Origin of the sequence: Streptomyces sp. NPDC041068 (assembly GCF_040647455.1) — a bacterium.
In the GTDB taxonomy this organism is placed as follows: Bacteria; Actinomycetota; Actinomycetes; order Streptomycetales; family Streptomycetaceae; genus Streptomyces.
This window is the reverse complement of record NZ_JBEZCG010000007.1, coordinates 34453-48824: the sequence shown is the minus strand read 5'-3', so window position 1 is coordinate 48824 and position 14372 is coordinate 34453. Positions and strand designations below refer to the sequence as shown.

Genomic DNA, 14372 nt, shown 5'->3' with positions numbered 1-14372 from the left:
GGAAATCGACAAGCCCCGACTCAGGTACGGGGTTCCGGGCGGAACCGGGCCCCGGGCCTGAGCCGGGCGCGGGTCAGGAATCGGAGTAGCTGAGGTCTCCCACGGTCCAGGCGCTCACGTCCTGGAGGGCGATGCGGTACATGCCGCCGGTCTCGGGCAGGCCCAGGCTGCCCTGGAGGATCCGGGCCAGGTGGAAGTGCAGGTGGGTGGGTGGCGCAGTGTCCCGCGGCGGGCCGGAGTTCGCCTCGGGGGCCATGAACGCGGCGGCGAAGGGGATCAGCCGGTCGGAGTCCTTGAGGACTTCGGCGACCCGCTCTCGCCACAGGGCTTCAGGGGCCAGCCGTCCGGTGATGACGGCGCCGGCGACGACCACGGTGAGAGACATCTGGTTGCTGTGCTCGGACTCCACCAGGGCGGCGATGTCGACGAGCAGTTCGTCAGGCTTCGACATGGCCGGACAGCCTACCGACGGGAAGGCGGAGTCGAGTACCTCTCCCCGCCTCCAGAAAACTATCGCGGCCAGAGTAGACATGCGCCGTTCCCGTTGTTAGAGTTTCTGATGTAGCCAATGAGGGTCAGCGATACGCGGCAGACACGAACTGGCGCGGCAGTACCCCCAGAAGATGAATGAGATGAGTGAGAGGAGTGGACGCCATCTGGATCGCCCGGGCGGGCTCAGAGGCCGCTCGGGTACCGCAGGCCCCGGATTGGAAGGTGGTCCCCGGTCACGCATCCGCGATCCCCGCAGCCCCGCCCGGTCGGGCGTCCCTGCGGAAACAGATAGCCGGCACGCAGAGCCGGCAGATGGTGTGAAACCCCTCGGGGCCTGGTGCCGAACGGCACCAGGCCCCTCGACGCGTTCCAGAAAAGGTGCAAATGCCCCAAGAGAACCTCTCGCGTGGCCAGGACCGGTTCGACGACGACGACTACCCCGCCTACACGATGGGCCGGGCCGCCGAGATGATCGGCGCCACGCCCGGCTTCCTCCGGGCGGTCGGTGAGGCCCGTCTGATCACGCCGCTGCGGTCCACGGGCGGCCACCGCCGCTACTCCCGCTACCAGCTGCGCATCGCGGCGCGCGCCCGCGAGCTCGTCGACCAGGGCACGCCGATCGAGGCCGCCTGCCGCATCGTCATCCTTGAGGACCAGCTGGAAGAGGCGCTGCGCATCAACGAGGAGCTGCGCCGCCCCGCCGCCGGGTCGGAGGGGGCACCCGCGTCCTGAGGTCACCGCCGCCCGCGAAACGCTGTGCTCCGCACCGTCGCATATCTGTGGCGGCAAATATAGAATTTCGCGCGATGGGCGATGAGGGTTTATCGCCTGACGGGTGAAGTGATATCGAAAACCTGCCGCCGAGGACTGTGGCGTGCTACGGTCGTTATCAGTTGCAGTTGTGGTTCCCAGAGACTCCAAGTGCTCCGTCGGCTTTATGTGCCGAGAGGGGCACTTTGTATTGCCGGTCATTTCCGGACGGGGTAATCATCGCGGCGACGTGGAGTCCGCACAGTGCGGGCTCCCGGGCACTGCCCCGAAGGAGATATGACATGGCTGCTGGCACCGTGAAGTGGTTCAACGCGGAAAAGGGCTTCGGCTTCATCGAGCAGGAGGGTGGCGGCGCGGACGTCTTCGCCCACTACTCGAACATCGCCACCCAGGGCTTCCGTGAGCTGCAGGAGGGCCAGAAGGTGACCTTCGACGTCACGCAGGGCCAGAAGGGCCCGCAGGCCGAGAACATCGTTCCCGCCTGACGCTCACGCGCACTTCGTAGCTGGGGCCCGCACCTTGGGTGCGGGCCCCGGCTCGTTGCTTTTTCGGGAATGTGAATCCCCGACGCTTTGATGATTCGAAGTAAGTCCGCGTCCGATCGACTCCAGGGACTCGAAAAATCCCGGGATCCCGTCGGGCGGTGCGCTGCTTTTCTCCGGCCGGATCCGGAATGATGTTCCGGCGATCAGGATTGTTTTTCATTTTCCCCGGCCGTTCCTGCGGTTCTCGGTACCTGTCGGTGCCCGACGAGAATTCCTCGATACGCGCCGCATCGAGGAAGGTTCTCCATGAACCGCTCAACTCGTACACATGGCCGACGCTCCACGGGCCCCAGCCGTCGCCCCCGCCCCGCCGCGCTCCAGGGTGAGTTCGCTCTGCCGGTCACCCTCACCCCGGCCCTGCCGCCCGTCGAGGACTTCGGCGCGCTCGGCCTGTCGGACGGTGTCCTGAAGACCCTCGCCGGCCTCGGCGTCACCGAGCCGTTCCCGATCCAGGCGGCCACGCTGCCCAACTCCCTCGCGGGCCGGGACGTCCTGGGCCGCGGGCGCACCGGATCGGGCAAGACGCTCGCCTTCGGCCTCGCGGTGCTCACCCGGACCGCCGGGCAGCGTGCCGAACCTCGACGCCCTCGCGCGCTGATCCTCGTCCCCACCCGTGAGCTCGCCCAGCAGGTGACCGACGCCCTCACGCCGTACGCGCGGTCCCTGCGGCTGCGCCTCGCCACCGTGGTCGGAGGCATGCCCATCGGACGGCAGGCGGGGACCCTGCGCGCCGGGGCCGAGGTCGTCGTCGCGACGCCGGGGCGGCTCAAGGACCTCATCGAGCGCCGCGACTGCCGCCTGGACGACGTGGCCGTCACCGTGCTCGACGAGGCCGACCAGATGGCCGACATGGGCTTCCTGCCCCAGATCACCGAGCTCCTTGACCAGGTGAGGAGCGACGGTCAGCGGATGCTGTTCTCGGCCACCCTGGACCGCAACGTCGACCTCCTGGTCCGCCGGTATCTCAACGACCCGGTCGTCCACTCGGTCGACCCGTCGGCGGGCGCGGTCACCACGATGGAGCACCACCTCCTGCACATCCACGGTGCCGACAAGTACGCCACCACCACGGAGATCGCCGCCCGTGACGGACGGGTGATCCTGTTCCTGGACACCAAGCACGGCGTGGACCGGCTCGCCGAGCACCTGCTCAACAGCGGGGTGCGCGCAGCGGCGCTGCACGGGGGCAAGTCCCAGCCCCAACGCACCCGTACCCTGGCCCAGTTCAAGTCCGGCCAGGTCACCGCGCTGGTCGCCACGAACGTCGCGGCGCGCGGCATTCACGTTGACGACCTCGACCTGGTCGTCAACGTCGACCCGCCGGCCGACCCCAAGGACTACCTGCACCGCGGCGGCCGCACCGCCCGCGCCGGTGGTTCCGGCAGTGTCGTCACCCTGGTCACGTCGGCGCAGCGACGCGACATGAACCGGCTGATGGCCGCCGCGGGCATCACGCCGCAGACCGCACAAGTGCGCTCAGGGGAAGCCGAGTTGGCGCGCATCACCGGGGCCAGGACCCCCTCGGGCGTTCCGGTGGCCATTGCCGCCCCGTCGAAGGGCGGCCAGGGGCGCGGCGGCTCGCCGGGCCGTGGCCGCCGCCCTCGCGACGGCCGTGCGCGCCGTGCCTACGCCGCCCGTACCCGGGCCGGCACCACCGCTGCCTGACCCGCTGCCCCTTCCCTTCCCTTCCCTGAGTCTGTGAGGCGCCATGCGCTGTGTCATCGCCCGCTTCCCCTTCGACCTGTTCAAGAACGAGGTGGAGCGGGCCATGAAGGGCGTCAAGCCCGAACCCGTCACCGGGGAGTCCGTGATCATCGGCCGCCGTCACTACCCCGTCAAGCAGGTGGGAGAAGTGATCACGCGGCAGGACCGCCGCGACTTCTCTGCGCGCGAGGTGACCAGAGCGCTGACCGGTCTCGGGTTCACCTGCCGCGCCGCCCCCGCACCCGTGGAACCCGGCCCCGACTCCGCCGCCGCGGCCTGGCCCACTTCCCTCGTCTAGGAGGCCTCGGGTGCCCGGGGCGCGGTGAGGGGCGGCCTTTTCGCCGCGAGCACCGCCGCCCCCGGCAGCCACCCCAGCGCAAGACCCCACAGCGCGCCGAACAGCGCCCCGGCCAGCGGCAGCAGCAGCCAGCCCCACAGGCCCGCCTCGACCATGCGGGCCGCGACCATGCCCCGCCACACGCCCGCCGCGGCCGCGCCCGCGATCAGCGCCGTCCAGCCCGCGAGCAGACGGCGGCCCCTGCCCGCGTCGGGGCGGCGGCGCACATGGCGGCGCATCCGGGCCGCCGCGACGGCGACCAGGAGCAGGGCGGCGAAGTTCTCGCACAGCTGCCAGGACCAGTCCGTCGCGCCCAGGGGTGTCGCCCGCAGGCCCGGCAGCGCGAAGGGCACGCCGAGCGCGCTCGGCGCCACCGAGAGGCCCGCCCGCGCGGTGAACGCGGTGAGCAGGGTGCCGCTGCCGTGAAGGAGGACGAGCAGCAGGCAGACCCCGGCCACCACGACCGTGGCGTCGCCCGCCCGCCCGCGCACTGCGTCGGCCGCCCGCCCCCGCAGTACGTCGGCCGCTCGTCCCCGCAGTGCGTCGGTCTTCGTCCGCATGGCGCGTCACTGTAGGGCGCCGGGGCGCGGCCCGACAGGGGGCGGGCGCAAGAAAAGTGAACAATGCTCAGGTCTATTGCTCGGAGGGTCGTGCGATCTACGATCCCGGCCATGAAATCCCTTGCGGCATGGCGCACTTGGGCGGTCGGTGCGGTCGTGCTCGCCGTCGCCGCCGCCCTGCTGGTCGCTGTCGGGCCCGAGGGGGCGGGGGCCGGGCGCGCCGACACCGCGAGCGGCCACCGGTGGATCACCGACCGGCAGGGGCGCGCGCTCGTGCTGCGCGGTCTGTCCACCGCGAGCAGCGCCAAGGAGGCCCCCGACGGCATGCCGTGGATCGAGGAGAAGGACGTCGAGCGCGAACGCCGCGCCCTCGGCACGAACTTCGTCCGCTTCCTCCTCCAGTGGCGCAAGGTCGAGCCGTCTCCGGGGACGTACGACACGGCGTATCTCCGGCAGGTCGCCGAACGCGTGCGGTGGTACGGCGAGCGGGGCTATCACGTGCTGCTCGACATGCACCAGGACCTGTACGGGCCAGGGGTCGGAGGCAATGGCGCGCCCAAGTGGGCCACCAGGACGGACGGGTTGACGTCCGCCGCCACCGACCCCTGGGAGCTCGGCTACGCCGAGCCGGGGACCGTCCGCGCCTTCGACCGTTTCTGGGGGACGGTCGAAGGCGACGGGCGCGATCTGCGCGCGCACTACGCCAAGGCCTGGCGCGCGGTGGCCGAGCACTTCGCCGACGACGACACCGTCATCGGGTACGACCTGATGAACGAGCCCTGGGGCGGCAGCGTCCAGGGGCCCGCCTTCGAGTCCGGGCCGCTCGCCCGGCTCTACCAGGACTGCATCGACGCCATCCGCACCGTGGACCGTGGCCACTGGCTGTTCGTCGAGCCGTCCGCCATCGGCGCCAACTGGGGTTTCGCCACCGGACTTCCGCGCCTGGAGGACCCGCGCGGCGACGGCGACGAGGCCCGCATCGCGTACGCGCCGCATCTCTACCCGCTGCCCATGGACCTCGGCGGCGGATACACGGGCGACGCCAAGGGGCAGGTCGACGCGACGCTGCGGGCCTGGCGCGAGCAGACCGAGAAGACGGCGCGGCGGCTCGGGGCGCCCGTGGTCATCGGGGAGTTCGGGATCGACGTGGGTCTTCCGGGTGCCATGGAGTACGTCGAGAAGGTGCAGCGCATGGCCGACGACATGGGGGCGGGCATCGCCTACTGGTCCAACGACCCCGGCCCCTGGGCGCCTTGGGACGCCGGGATGAAGCCGACCCGGCTGCTGCCCGTGCTCGACCGGCCCTCTCCGCGGGCCATCGCGGGGGATCCGGTCACCTTTCGGTGGGACGCGGCGGACAAGGCGTTGACGGTGAGCTGGCGGGGCCGGGCGGGGATGCGCGGGGACACGGAGATCCACCTGCCCGCGCGGCACTTCCCCGAGGGCGGCCGGGTGGAGGGTGGGGAGAAACGATCCTGGGACCCCAAGTCCCGTATCCTCACGCTTCGTTCCGGGCCGGGTGCGCACTCTGTCCGCATCACACCACGTGCGTGAAATGGAAGAGTTCCCACCCCTTGTCCGGCTGTACAGGCACCCCAAGAATGCCCTCTGACAAACGCACGACAGGCGTACGTCGTCATGAGGGGGGCTCCACAGATGGGCAAGAAGAGCTACGTGGTCGCGGGCGGACTGATCGCCCTCGCCCTGGCCGGTTCCGGCACGACCCCCGCGTTCGCGGGCAACACCCAGCCGACCGGGAAGGCCCCGACCGGAAAGGCCCCGGCCGCCGAGGCCAAGAAGGTCGACTTCGCGGGCACGGTGGCGCTCAGCAACTGTTCCGGCTCCGTCGTCCGCACGCCCACGTCGGATCCGAGTGACCCGGCGCTCGTCCTGACCAACGGTCACTGCATCGAGACCGGTTTCCCCGCGGCGGGCGAGGTCATCGTCGACCAGCCGTCCACCCGCACCTTCAAGCTGCTGGACGCCAAGGCGAACGAGGTCGCCACGCTCAAGGCGTCCAAGGTGTCCTACGCGACCATGACGGACACCGACGTCACGATCTACCAACTCACCAGCAGCTACCGCGACATCACCAAGAAGTACGGCATCAAGCCGCTGGTCCTGGAGGACGACCACCCGGTGAAGGGGCGCGCCATCACGGTCGTCTCCGGCTACTGGAAGAAGACCTACAGCTGCAACATCGACGGCTTCGTGTACCGCATGAAGGAGGGGGAGTGGACCTGGAAGGACTCCGTGCGCTACACCCCCGCGTGCCGGACCATCGGCGGCACGTCCGGCTCGCCGGTGATCGACCACAAGACCGGCAAGGTCACCGCGGTCAACAACACGGGCAACGGGGGCGGCGAGCGCTGCACCCTCAACAACCCCTGTGAGATCGACCGCAAGGGCAACGTGACGGTGCGCAAGGGCATCAACTACGCCCAGCAGACGTACGGGATCGTGCCGTGCGTCGGCCACGACAGCAAGATCGACCTGAACCGGCCGGGATGCAAGCTGCCCCGGCCGGCCGCCGGCAGGTAGTTGTCAGGGCGTCCGGCGTACGGCGCGTCCCGCGAGGACGTCCGTGCGCCGGCCGTCCCGCATCACGAACCGGCCGTCGATCAGGACGTGCGGAATGCCGGTGGGCAGGGTGCGGGGCGCCTCGAACGTCGACCCCGCGGCGACCGTCTCCGGGTCGAACAGGACCAGGTCGGCGCGGTAGCCCTCGCGGACGACGCCGCGGTCGGGCAGGCGCAGCCGGGCGGCCGGGCGCGAGGTGAGGTGCGCGACGGTCTCCTCCAGTGACAGCACGCCCAACTCCCGTGCGTAGCGCCCGAGATACTGCGGGAACGTGCCGTACGCGCGCGGGTGCGGCTTGAAGCCTTGCAGGATGCCGTCGCTGCCGCCGGTGTGCACGCGGTGGCGCATGATCGCCTGGACGTTCTCCTCGTGGCCTACGTGCTGGAGGATCGTCGAGCCGAGGTTGTCGTTGATGAGGAGTCGGCGGGCGGTGATCCAGGGGGCCTCGCCGCGCATCTCGGCGGACTGCGCGATCGTCTTGCCCACGCAGGAGGCGAGCCCGGGGTCGCTCACCCCGGAGATCTCGATGGTGTCCCACTCGATGGGTACGCCGTGACAGCCGTCGGCGCCGATGACCTCCATGTGGTGGCGGATCTTCTCGGCGGTCCCCTCGTCCTTCAGGCGGGCGAGGATGGCGTCCGGGCCGCCCTCACCGGCCCAACTGGGCAGCATGGCGACGAGAGTGGTGCAGCCGGGCGTGTAGGGGTACGTGTCCAGGGTGATGTCGGCGCCCTGGGCGAGGGCGTCGTCGAGGAGGGCGAGCAGGTCCGGTGCCTTGCCTTTGTTCACGCCGAAGTTCATGGTGGCGTGGGCGAGGTGGAGGGGGCAGTGCGCGGTGCGGGTGAGGTTCACCATCTCCTCGTACGCCTGGAGGGCGCCGGCGCCGTAGCTGCGGTGGTGGGGGCAGTAGTAGCCGTTGTGCTGCGCCACCACCTTGCAGAGCTCGGTGAGTTCGGAGTCGTCGGCGTACATGCCGGGGGTGTAGGTGAGGCCCGAGGACATGCCGACGGCGCCTTCCCGCATGCCCTCGGCGACGAGCTGCTTCATGCGGTCGAGCTCGTCGGGGGTGGCGGGGCGGTCGTCCCAGCCGAGGGCGTACATGCGGACGGTGCCCTGGGGGATGAGGTAGGCGGCGTTCACGGCGATGCCGTGGCCGCCGTGGGCGGTGTCCAGGGCGTCGAGATAGCCGCCGACGGTGCGCCATGAGAAATCGATGTCGCTGCCGTCGCCGTTCCAGCCGGTGATGGCCTGGCGGACCTGGGTGAGGGTGCGGTCGTCGACGGGGGCGTACGAGAGGCCGTCCTGGCCGATGACTTCCAGGGTGACGCCCTGGGCGGCCTTCGCGGAGTGGTCGGGGTCGCGGAGGAGGGCGAGGTCGCTGTGGGCGTGCATGTCGATGAAACCGGGCGCCAGGGCGAGGCCTTGGGCGTCCAGGGTGGTCTGTCCGGTGGGGCGGGGCCCGGCGGCTTCGCCCTCTCTGCGGATCTCGGTGATCCGTCCCTCGTGTACGCCGACGTCGGCGCGGTAGGAGGCACCTCCGGTGCCGTCTATGACGCGTGCGTCCCGGATCACCAGGTCCATGGGGGTACCTCTCTTGTTCGCTTGGCTGCGGGCCGGTTGTGGGTTTGTCTTTCCCACCCGCACCACCCGTGCGACATACGACGTCGGGTGCGGGTGGCCCCCGCGGCGCTCGTCCGCCGTCGGCGGCGAACGGGTGGGTGGGTGGGAGACGTCCGTCGCGGAGCGACGGACGCAAAATCGCCACCCACTCACGGAAAGCGAGCCGGGAGGCGGGTTGCCCCTGGTTCCTTCGTCCGCGGTGTGCTGCGGGGCAATCGGGTGGGTGGGTGGGTGGGAGACGTCCGTCGCGGAGCGGCGGTTCAGGATTGCCACCCACTCACGGCAAGGGGATCGGAAGCGGGTGGCACCTGGGCGCCGGATCCGTCGCGGAGCGGCGGGACAGGTCACCGTTCAAGACGCCCCCGTCAGAAGAACGTACGGATGTAATCCGTGACCGTTCCGTCCGCCTCGACCAGAGGAATCAGCTGCCACTTGTCGAACGCCGTGCACGGGTGCGAAAGACCCATGCCCAGCCAGTCACCCACCGCAAGGTCCGACTCCGATGACGTCCGCACCCACCCGTGCTGGTCGGAGAGGCCCGAGACCGTCACCCCCGAAGCGTCCCGCTCGACCCCGCCCCGCCGCACGACCTGCGCCTCGGGCAGGTCGAGGTCGTACGCCGCGTCCCGTTTCCCCGCGTTCGTGAACGCCTGCTCCGCGGAGGGACGCGAGACCACCTGCGCCCACAGCCGGAAGGCCGGTTCGAGGGCGCCTTCCTCCGGGACGCGGTTGAACGGCGTCAGGTGGCGGTAGTGACCGTCGTCGTGAGAGACGTACGCACCCGAACGCAGCAACTTCACCACCGGCAAGGACAGTTCGGGGATCTCCGCGAACGCCGAGGCCACCGCGTCGAACCACGCGCTGCCCCCCGCGCTGACCACGACCTCCGGCAGATCCGCGAACCGCCCCGCCTTGTCGAACTCGATGAGGAGGGCGACCAGGCGCCGCAGCCACGCAGTCACCCGCTCCGGCGAAGCCTCCGGCACCTCGCCCTCGTACCCGGCGACGCCCACGAGCCGCAGCGTGTCCGCGCCCGCGACGGCGTTGGCGATCTCGAAGCACTCCGCCTCGGTCCGCGCCCCCGTCCGCGCGCCCTCGCCCGCGGCCAGCTCCACCACCACGTCCACCGGCCGGCTCGCGCCCGCCTCGCTGAGCGCGGCGTGCATCAGGTCGACGCCGCGTACGGAGTCGACGTAGCAGATGAAGCGGAAGGAAGGGTCGGCGTCCAGCTCGCCCGCGAGCCATCGCAGCGCCGCAGCGTCGACGAGTTCGTTGGCGAGGAAGATCCGGCCCACCCCGAACCGCCGTGCCACACGCACCTGGTGGGGCACCGCCAGCGTGATCCCCCATGCCCCGCGCTCCAGTTGGCGGGCGAAGAGTTGCGGGGCCATCGACGTCTTGCCGTGCGGCGCGAAGGCGAGGCCGTGCCGCTCGGCGTACGTCTCCATGAGGGCGAGGTTGTGCTCGAGGCGCTCCGCGGAGAGCGCGAGGACCGGGGTGGTGAAGCCGCCCGTGAAGAGGTTCCTGCGCTGCGCCGCGAGCTCGCCGACGGTCAGCCCCTCGGCGTCCGGCGGCAGGCCCTTGAAGCGGTGATCGACCCGCTCGTCCGCGAGCGCGGCCAGCCGATCGGCGGGACCGGCGGGACCGGCAGGACCGGCAGGATCGGCGGGACCGGCGGGACGTTCGACGGCGTTGTCGGCGGCCATGGGCGCCTCCTCCAGGAGTGCGTTGCAGCATGTGCAACAGTCATTGCGTATGTCGCTTACTGCTGTCTAACATCCGAGCCAACGCCGGGTCAACGGATCCGGTAAGTCGGTTGAGGGGCTGGAAGATCGTGACCGCACAGGCAGCAGTGGACGTCGTGGCGCTCGGCGAATCCATGGTCACCTTCCTGCCCGCACGGCCGGGCCGCCTCGCCGACGTGCCCTCCTTCGACCGCGGGATCGGCGGCGCCGAGTCGAACGTCGCCTGCGCCCTCGCCGCGGCCGGGCACTCCGCCCGCTGGGTCAGCCGCGTCGGCGCCGACGGCTTCGGCGACCACCTCGTCGAGACGATCGCGCGCTACGGCGTGGACACCTCCGCCGTCGGCCGCGACCCGCACCGCCCCACCGGCATCTACTTCCGCACCGCCGACGACCGCGACGCCGACGCCCACGAGGTCGTCTACTACCGCGCGGGCTCCGCCGCCTCCGCCATGTCGCCGGGATCCGTGGACGAGGACGCCCTCACCTCCGGCCGCATCCTGCACCTGTCGGGCATCACGCCCGCGCTCTCCGCCGACTGCCTGGATCTCGTACGCCACCTCTGCGCCCGCAGCGCCGACCGCGGCCCGCTCGTCTCCTTCGACGTCAACCACCGCCCCGGGCTGTGGAAGGGCGCGGCCGCGGGGCCCGACGTCCTGCTCGACCTCGCGCGCGGCGCCGACCTCGTCTTCGTCGGCGAGGACGAGGCCGCGGCCGCCTGGGGCGTGACCGGCGGCCCCGACGCCGTCCGCGCCGCGCTGCCCGAGCCCGCGACGCTCGTCGTCAAGCAGGGCAGCCGCGGCGCCACCGTCTTCGAGCACGGCGCCGACCCCGTCTTCCAGGCCGCCCTGCGCGTCGACGTCGTCGCGCCCGTCGGCGCCGGCGACGCCTTCGCCGCCGGGTTCCTCTCCGCCACCCTGCGCGGCCTGCCCGCCGCGCACCGCCTGCGGCACGGCCACCTGATGGCCGCCGCCGCGCTCACCGTCCCCGGTGACCTCGCCCATCCGCCCACCCGTCACCCGACCGCCGCCCCTCAAGGAGCTGCTTCGCGGCACCCTTACTCGCTCGCACACGCCGACCGCCTCGCCGCCCTGGACGACGCCGCCTGGGAGACACTTCGTCTCGGCCCCGGCTGGACGGAACGCGTCCCGGAGGACACCGAGGCCGAGGAGGAGGTACGTACCCCATGAGCCAGACCGTCGACCGCGCGCTCTCGATCCTGCCGCTGCTCGCCGAGGGCCCCGCCGACCTGGGACAGGTCGCCGACCGGCTCGGCGTCCACAAGTCCACCGCGCTCCGGCTCCTGCGCACCCTTCTCGAACACGGCCTGGTCTTCCGCCAGTCCGACCAGCGCTACCGCCTCGGCGCGCGCCTCTTCGCGCTCGCCCAGGAGGCCGTCGAGAACCTCGACGTGCGCGAGATCGCCCACCCCCACCTCCTCGCCCTCAACGAGAAGTGCGGCCACACGGTCCACCTCGCCGTCTACGAGGAGCAGGAGGTCGTCTACATCGACAAGGTCGAGAGCCGCTACCCGGTGCGGATGTACTCGCGCATCGGCAAGCCGGTGGCCATCACGGTCGCCGCCGTGGCGAAGCTGCTGCTCTCCGACTTCCCGGAAGCCGAGCGCCGCGCCATCGCGGAGAAGCTCGACTACCCCACCTACACGTCCCGTTCGACGCCCAACGCCGCAGCCTTCATGCGGGAGTTGGAGAAGGTGCGCGAACAGGGCTGGGCCACCGACCTCGGTGGCCACGAGGAGTCCATCAACTGCATCGGGGCCCCCATCCGCGGTGCGGACGGCCGTGTCGTCGCCGCCATGTCGGTCTCCGCGCCGAACGTCGTCGTCACGGCCGAGGAACTCCTCACTCTCCTCCCGCTGGTCCGCCGCACGGCGGACGCCATCAGCAGGGAGTACTCGGGAGCAGTGCCCGACGAAAAAACCGCCCCTCTCAAGGAAGCCTGATCAGCCCATGACCGACAAGATCGCTCTCACCCCGGCCACCCACACCACCCCGCCCGCGAAGTTCTCCCACGGCGTGAAGAAGGGCAACATCCTTCAGGTCGCGGGCCAGGTCGGCTTCCTCCCGGCGGAGGAGGGCAAGGCCCCGACCCCGGCCGGTCCCACCCTGCGCGAGCAGACCCTGCAGACCTTCGCCAACGTCAAGGCGATCCTCGAAGAGGGCGGCGCCACCTGGGACGACGTGATGATGATGCGCGTCTACCTCACGGACGTGGACCACTTCGCCGAGATGAACCAGATCTACAACGAGTACTTCGAGGAGCAGGGTCTGAAGGCCCCGGCCTCCGCCCGTACCACCGTGTACGTGGGCCTGCCCAAGGGCCTCCTCATCGAGATCGACGCGCTCGCCGTCCTGAGCTGACGCGCACCCGCTGAACTGATCTCCCTCCAGCAAGCCGTTCGTCGTCACGGCGCGGCGCCCTCCACTCCCGGGGCGCCGTGCCGCGATCCCCCCTGCCCCGAAAGCCCCATGCACTTACGAGGTCAAAGATGTCCCCGTCCCCCTTCGCGGCGCTCGCGGCCGCCCCCGCCGCCGAGGCGCCACCCCACACCGGCGGAATCCTCACCCTGATCGACGGCACGGCAGGCCTGTTGACGGTCGCCGCGCTCGGCATCGTGCTCCTGCTCTTCCTGATCATCAAGGTCAGGCTGCAGCCCTTCGTGGCGCTGCTCGCGGTCTCCATAGTCGTCGGCCTCTCGGCCGGCCTCTCCGTCACCGAACTCTTCGGCACGGTCCAGAAGTCCGACGCCGTCTCGGTCATCGAATCGGGCATGGGCGGCATCCTCGGCCATGTGGCGATCATCATCGGCCTCGGTACGATGCTCGGCGCGATCCTCGAAGTGTCGGGCGGGGCCGAGGTGTTGGCGTCCAGGCTGCTCGGCCTCTTCGGTGAGAAGCGCGCGCCCCTGGCCATGGGTCTGACGGGTCTGATCTTCGGTATCCCCGTCTTCTTCGACGTCGGCATCTTCGTCCTGGCGCCGATCGTGTACGCCGCGGCCAAGCGCTCCGGCAAGTCGATCCTCCTCTACTGCCTGCCGCTGCTCGCGGGCCTCTCGATGACCCACGCGTTCCTGCCCCCGCACCCGGGTCCGGTGGCCGCGGCGGGCCTGTTGAAGGTGGACCTCGGCTGGGTCATCCTCATGGGCATCGTCTGCGGCATCCCGGCGGTGCTCGCGGCCTGGGTCTTCTCGGCCTGGATCGGCAAGCGCATCTTCGTACCCGTGCCGCAGGACATGGTCGAGGCCGCGGACGAGGCGAAGGCGGCGGTCGTCGCCGAGCAGCGTGCGGCAGGCGTGACCCCGCAGGAGAAGCCGGTGCCGCTGGCCACGGTCTTCACGATCATCGGCACCCCGCTGCTCCTGATCCTCCTGGCCACGTTCTCCTCGATCGCCTTCGACCCCTCGACGTTCCGCTCGGTCATCGAGTTCTTCGGCAGCCCCTTCGTGGCCCTGACGATCGCCCTGCTCATGGCCTACTACCTGCTCGGCATCCGCCGCGGCTGGTCCCGCAAGTCCCTTGAGACGGTGTCGACTTCGTCCCTGAAGCCGGTCGGCAACATCCTCCTGGTCGTCGGCGCGGGCGGAATCTTCGGCGCGATCCTCAAGGCGAGCGGCGTGGCGGACGCCATCTCGGACACCTTCCAGGACGTGGGCCTCCCGATCATCGTCCTCGCCTACCTGCTCTCCCTGATCCTGCGGGTGGCCCAGGGCTCGGCGACGGTCGCGATCGTCACGACGGCGGGCATCGTGGCCCCGCTCCTCTCCGAGGGCGACTACTCCCAGGCCTTCGTGGCCCTGGTCATCATGGCCATCTCGGCGGGCTCCATCTTCGCCTCGCACGTAAACGACGGCGGCTTCTGGATGGTCGCGAAGTACTTCGGGATCAGCGAGCGGGACACGTTGAAGACGTGGACGGTCCTGGAGTCGGTGCTTTCGGTCGCCGGGTTCGCGGTGGCCGCGGTGGTGAGTCTGTTCGTCTGAGCGGACTCGGTGAAGTCCGCT

14 protein-coding genes are annotated in these 14372 nt (G+C 70.6%); 10 read left to right on the top strand and 4 right to left on the bottom strand.

Translation table 11 applies throughout. The annotated features are described in order from the left end of the window. Nucleotides 1-73: 73 nt before the first annotated feature. Entirely contained in the window at nt 74-451 is a 378-nt protein-coding gene (locus tag AB0B50_RS17295; RefSeq protein ID WP_362331837.1) for a hypothetical protein, read from the bottom strand. Between the two features lie 425 nt (nt 452-876). Between AB0B50_RS17295 and AB0B50_RS17290 the strand changes: the two genes are divergently transcribed. The 4 genes from AB0B50_RS17290 (at nt 877) to AB0B50_RS17275 (ending at nt 3810) form a co-directional block, all read left to right on the top strand. Next, nucleotides 877-1224 carry a MerR family transcriptional regulator gene (locus AB0B50_RS17290; protein WP_362331834.1) on the top strand — a complete coding sequence of 116 codons (348 nt, stop codon included), beginning with the start codon at nt 877-879 and terminating at the stop codon, nt 1222-1224. A gap of 320 nt (nt 1225-1544) precedes the next feature. Then, nucleotides 1545-1748, top strand: a complete 204-nt coding sequence (locus tag AB0B50_RS17285; protein ID WP_329126315.1) for a cold-shock protein — start codon at nt 1545-1547, stop codon at nt 1746-1748. A gap of 306 nt (nt 1749-2054) precedes the next feature. Next, the gene (locus AB0B50_RS17280) at nt 2055-3473 is read left to right on the top strand and encodes a DEAD/DEAH box helicase (protein ID WP_362331831.1); all 1419 of its coding nucleotides are present in this window, start codon (nt 2055-2057) and stop codon (nt 3471-3473) included. Nucleotides 3474-3516: 43 nt separating this feature from the next. Continuing rightward, nucleotides 3517-3810: an SCO5918 family protein gene (locus AB0B50_RS17275; RefSeq protein ID WP_362331828.1), complete on the top strand. Its 294-nt coding sequence runs from the start codon at nt 3517-3519 to the stop codon at nt 3808-3810. On the opposite strand, the gene AB0B50_RS17270 is transcribed toward AB0B50_RS17275, so the two are convergent. Next, nucleotides 3807-4409 carry a hypothetical protein gene (locus AB0B50_RS17270; RefSeq protein ID WP_362331824.1) on the bottom strand — a complete coding sequence of 201 codons (603 nt, stop codon included), beginning with the start codon at nt 4407-4409 and terminating at the stop codon, nt 3807-3809. The two genes, AB0B50_RS17275 and AB0B50_RS17270, sit on opposite strands and share 4 nt — an antisense overlap. A gap of 111 nt (nt 4410-4520) precedes the next feature. Here AB0B50_RS17270 and AB0B50_RS17265 point away from each other — a divergent pair, with 111 nt between their 5' ends. Together AB0B50_RS17265 and AB0B50_RS17260 are read left to right on the top strand one after the other, a co-directional pair. Further along, nucleotides 4521-5963 carry a cellulase family glycosylhydrolase gene (locus AB0B50_RS17265; protein ID WP_362331821.1) on the top strand — a complete coding sequence of 481 codons (1443 nt, stop codon included), beginning with the start codon at nt 4521-4523 and terminating at the stop codon, nt 5961-5963. 102 nt (nt 5964-6065) lie between these two features. Beyond that, complete coding sequence (locus AB0B50_RS17260; RefSeq protein ID WP_362331818.1) at nt 6066-6950, top strand: serine protease; 885 nt, start codon at nt 6066-6068, stop codon at nt 6948-6950. Nucleotides 6951-6953: 3 nt separating this feature from the next. Here AB0B50_RS17260 and AB0B50_RS17255 read toward each other — a convergent pair whose 3' ends face one another. Both AB0B50_RS17255 and AB0B50_RS17250 read right to left on the bottom strand, forming a co-directional pair. Beyond that, nucleotides 6954-8570 carry a D-aminoacylase gene (locus AB0B50_RS17255; protein ID WP_362331815.1) on the bottom strand — a complete coding sequence of 539 codons (1617 nt, stop codon included), beginning with the start codon at nt 8568-8570 and terminating at the stop codon, nt 6954-6956. A gap of 404 nt (nt 8571-8974) precedes the next feature. After that, on the bottom strand, nt 8975-10315 hold the full coding sequence (locus AB0B50_RS17250; protein WP_362331812.1) for an amino acid deaminase: 1341 nt from the start codon (nt 10313-10315) through the stop codon (nt 8975-8977). A 128-nt stretch (nt 10316-10443) separates the two neighbouring features. On the opposite strand from AB0B50_RS17250, the gene AB0B50_RS17245 reads away from it, so the two are divergent. The 4 genes from AB0B50_RS17245 (at nt 10444) to AB0B50_RS17230 (ending at nt 14351) form a co-directional block, all read left to right on the top strand. Continuing rightward, nucleotides 10444-11541, top strand: a complete 1098-nt coding sequence (locus tag AB0B50_RS17245) for a sugar kinase (protein WP_362331809.1) — start codon at nt 10444-10446, stop codon at nt 11539-11541. Continuing rightward, on the top strand, nt 11538-12314 hold the full coding sequence (locus tag AB0B50_RS17240; protein WP_362331806.1) for an IclR family transcriptional regulator: 777 nt from the start codon (nt 11538-11540) through the stop codon (nt 12312-12314). The genes AB0B50_RS17245 and AB0B50_RS17240 overlap by 4 nt, the downstream gene beginning before the upstream one ends. 7 nt (nt 12315-12321) lie before the next feature. Further along, complete coding sequence (locus tag AB0B50_RS17235; RefSeq protein WP_362331803.1) at nt 12322-12732, top strand: RidA family protein; 411 nt, start codon at nt 12322-12324, stop codon at nt 12730-12732. A 128-nt stretch (nt 12733-12860) separates the two neighbouring features. Further along, complete coding sequence (locus tag AB0B50_RS17230; protein WP_362331800.1) at nt 12861-14351, top strand: gluconate:H+ symporter; 1491 nt, start codon at nt 12861-12863, stop codon at nt 14349-14351. The last annotated feature ends 21 nt before the right edge of the window (nt 14352-14372 follow it).

Bases quoted from the DNA above. Each gene is read 5' to 3' on its own strand.
- AB0B50_RS17295 (WP_362331837.1), bottom strand. From the start codon at position 451: ATGTCGAAGCCTGACGAACTGCTCGTCGACATCGCCGCCCTGGTGGAG.
- AB0B50_RS17290 (WP_362331834.1), top strand. From the start codon at position 877: ATGCCCCAAGAGAACCTCTCGCGTGGCCAGGACCGGTTCGACGACGAC.
- AB0B50_RS17285 (WP_329126315.1), top strand. From the start codon at position 1,545: ATGGCTGCTGGCACCGTGAAGTGGTTCAACGCGGAAAAGGGCTTCGGC.
- AB0B50_RS17280 (WP_362331831.1), top strand. From the start codon at position 2,055: ATGAACCGCTCAACTCGTACACATGGCCGACGCTCCACGGGCCCCAGC.
- AB0B50_RS17275 (WP_362331828.1), top strand. From the start codon at position 3,517: ATGCGCTGTGTCATCGCCCGCTTCCCCTTCGACCTGTTCAAGAACGAG.
- AB0B50_RS17270 (WP_362331824.1), bottom strand. From the start codon at position 4,409: ATGCGGACGAAGACCGACGCACTGCGGGGACGAGCGGCCGACGTACTG.
- AB0B50_RS17265 (WP_362331821.1), top strand. From the start codon at position 4,521: ATGAAATCCCTTGCGGCATGGCGCACTTGGGCGGTCGGTGCGGTCGTG.
- AB0B50_RS17260 (WP_362331818.1), top strand. From the start codon at position 6,066: ATGGGCAAGAAGAGCTACGTGGTCGCGGGCGGACTGATCGCCCTCGCC.
- AB0B50_RS17255 (WP_362331815.1), bottom strand. From the start codon at position 8,570: ATGGACCTGGTGATCCGGGACGCACGCGTCATAGACGGCACCGGAGGT.
- AB0B50_RS17250 (WP_362331812.1), bottom strand. From the start codon at position 10,315: ATGGCCGCCGACAACGCCGTCGAACGTCCCGCCGGTCCCGCCGATCCT.
- AB0B50_RS17240 (WP_362331806.1), top strand. From the start codon at position 11,538: ATGAGCCAGACCGTCGACCGCGCGCTCTCGATCCTGCCGCTGCTCGCC.
- AB0B50_RS17235 (WP_362331803.1), top strand. From the start codon at position 12,322: ATGACCGACAAGATCGCTCTCACCCCGGCCACCCACACCACCCCGCCC.
- AB0B50_RS17230 (WP_362331800.1), top strand. From the start codon at position 12,861: ATGTCCCCGTCCCCCTTCGCGGCGCTCGCGGCCGCCCCCGCCGCCGAG.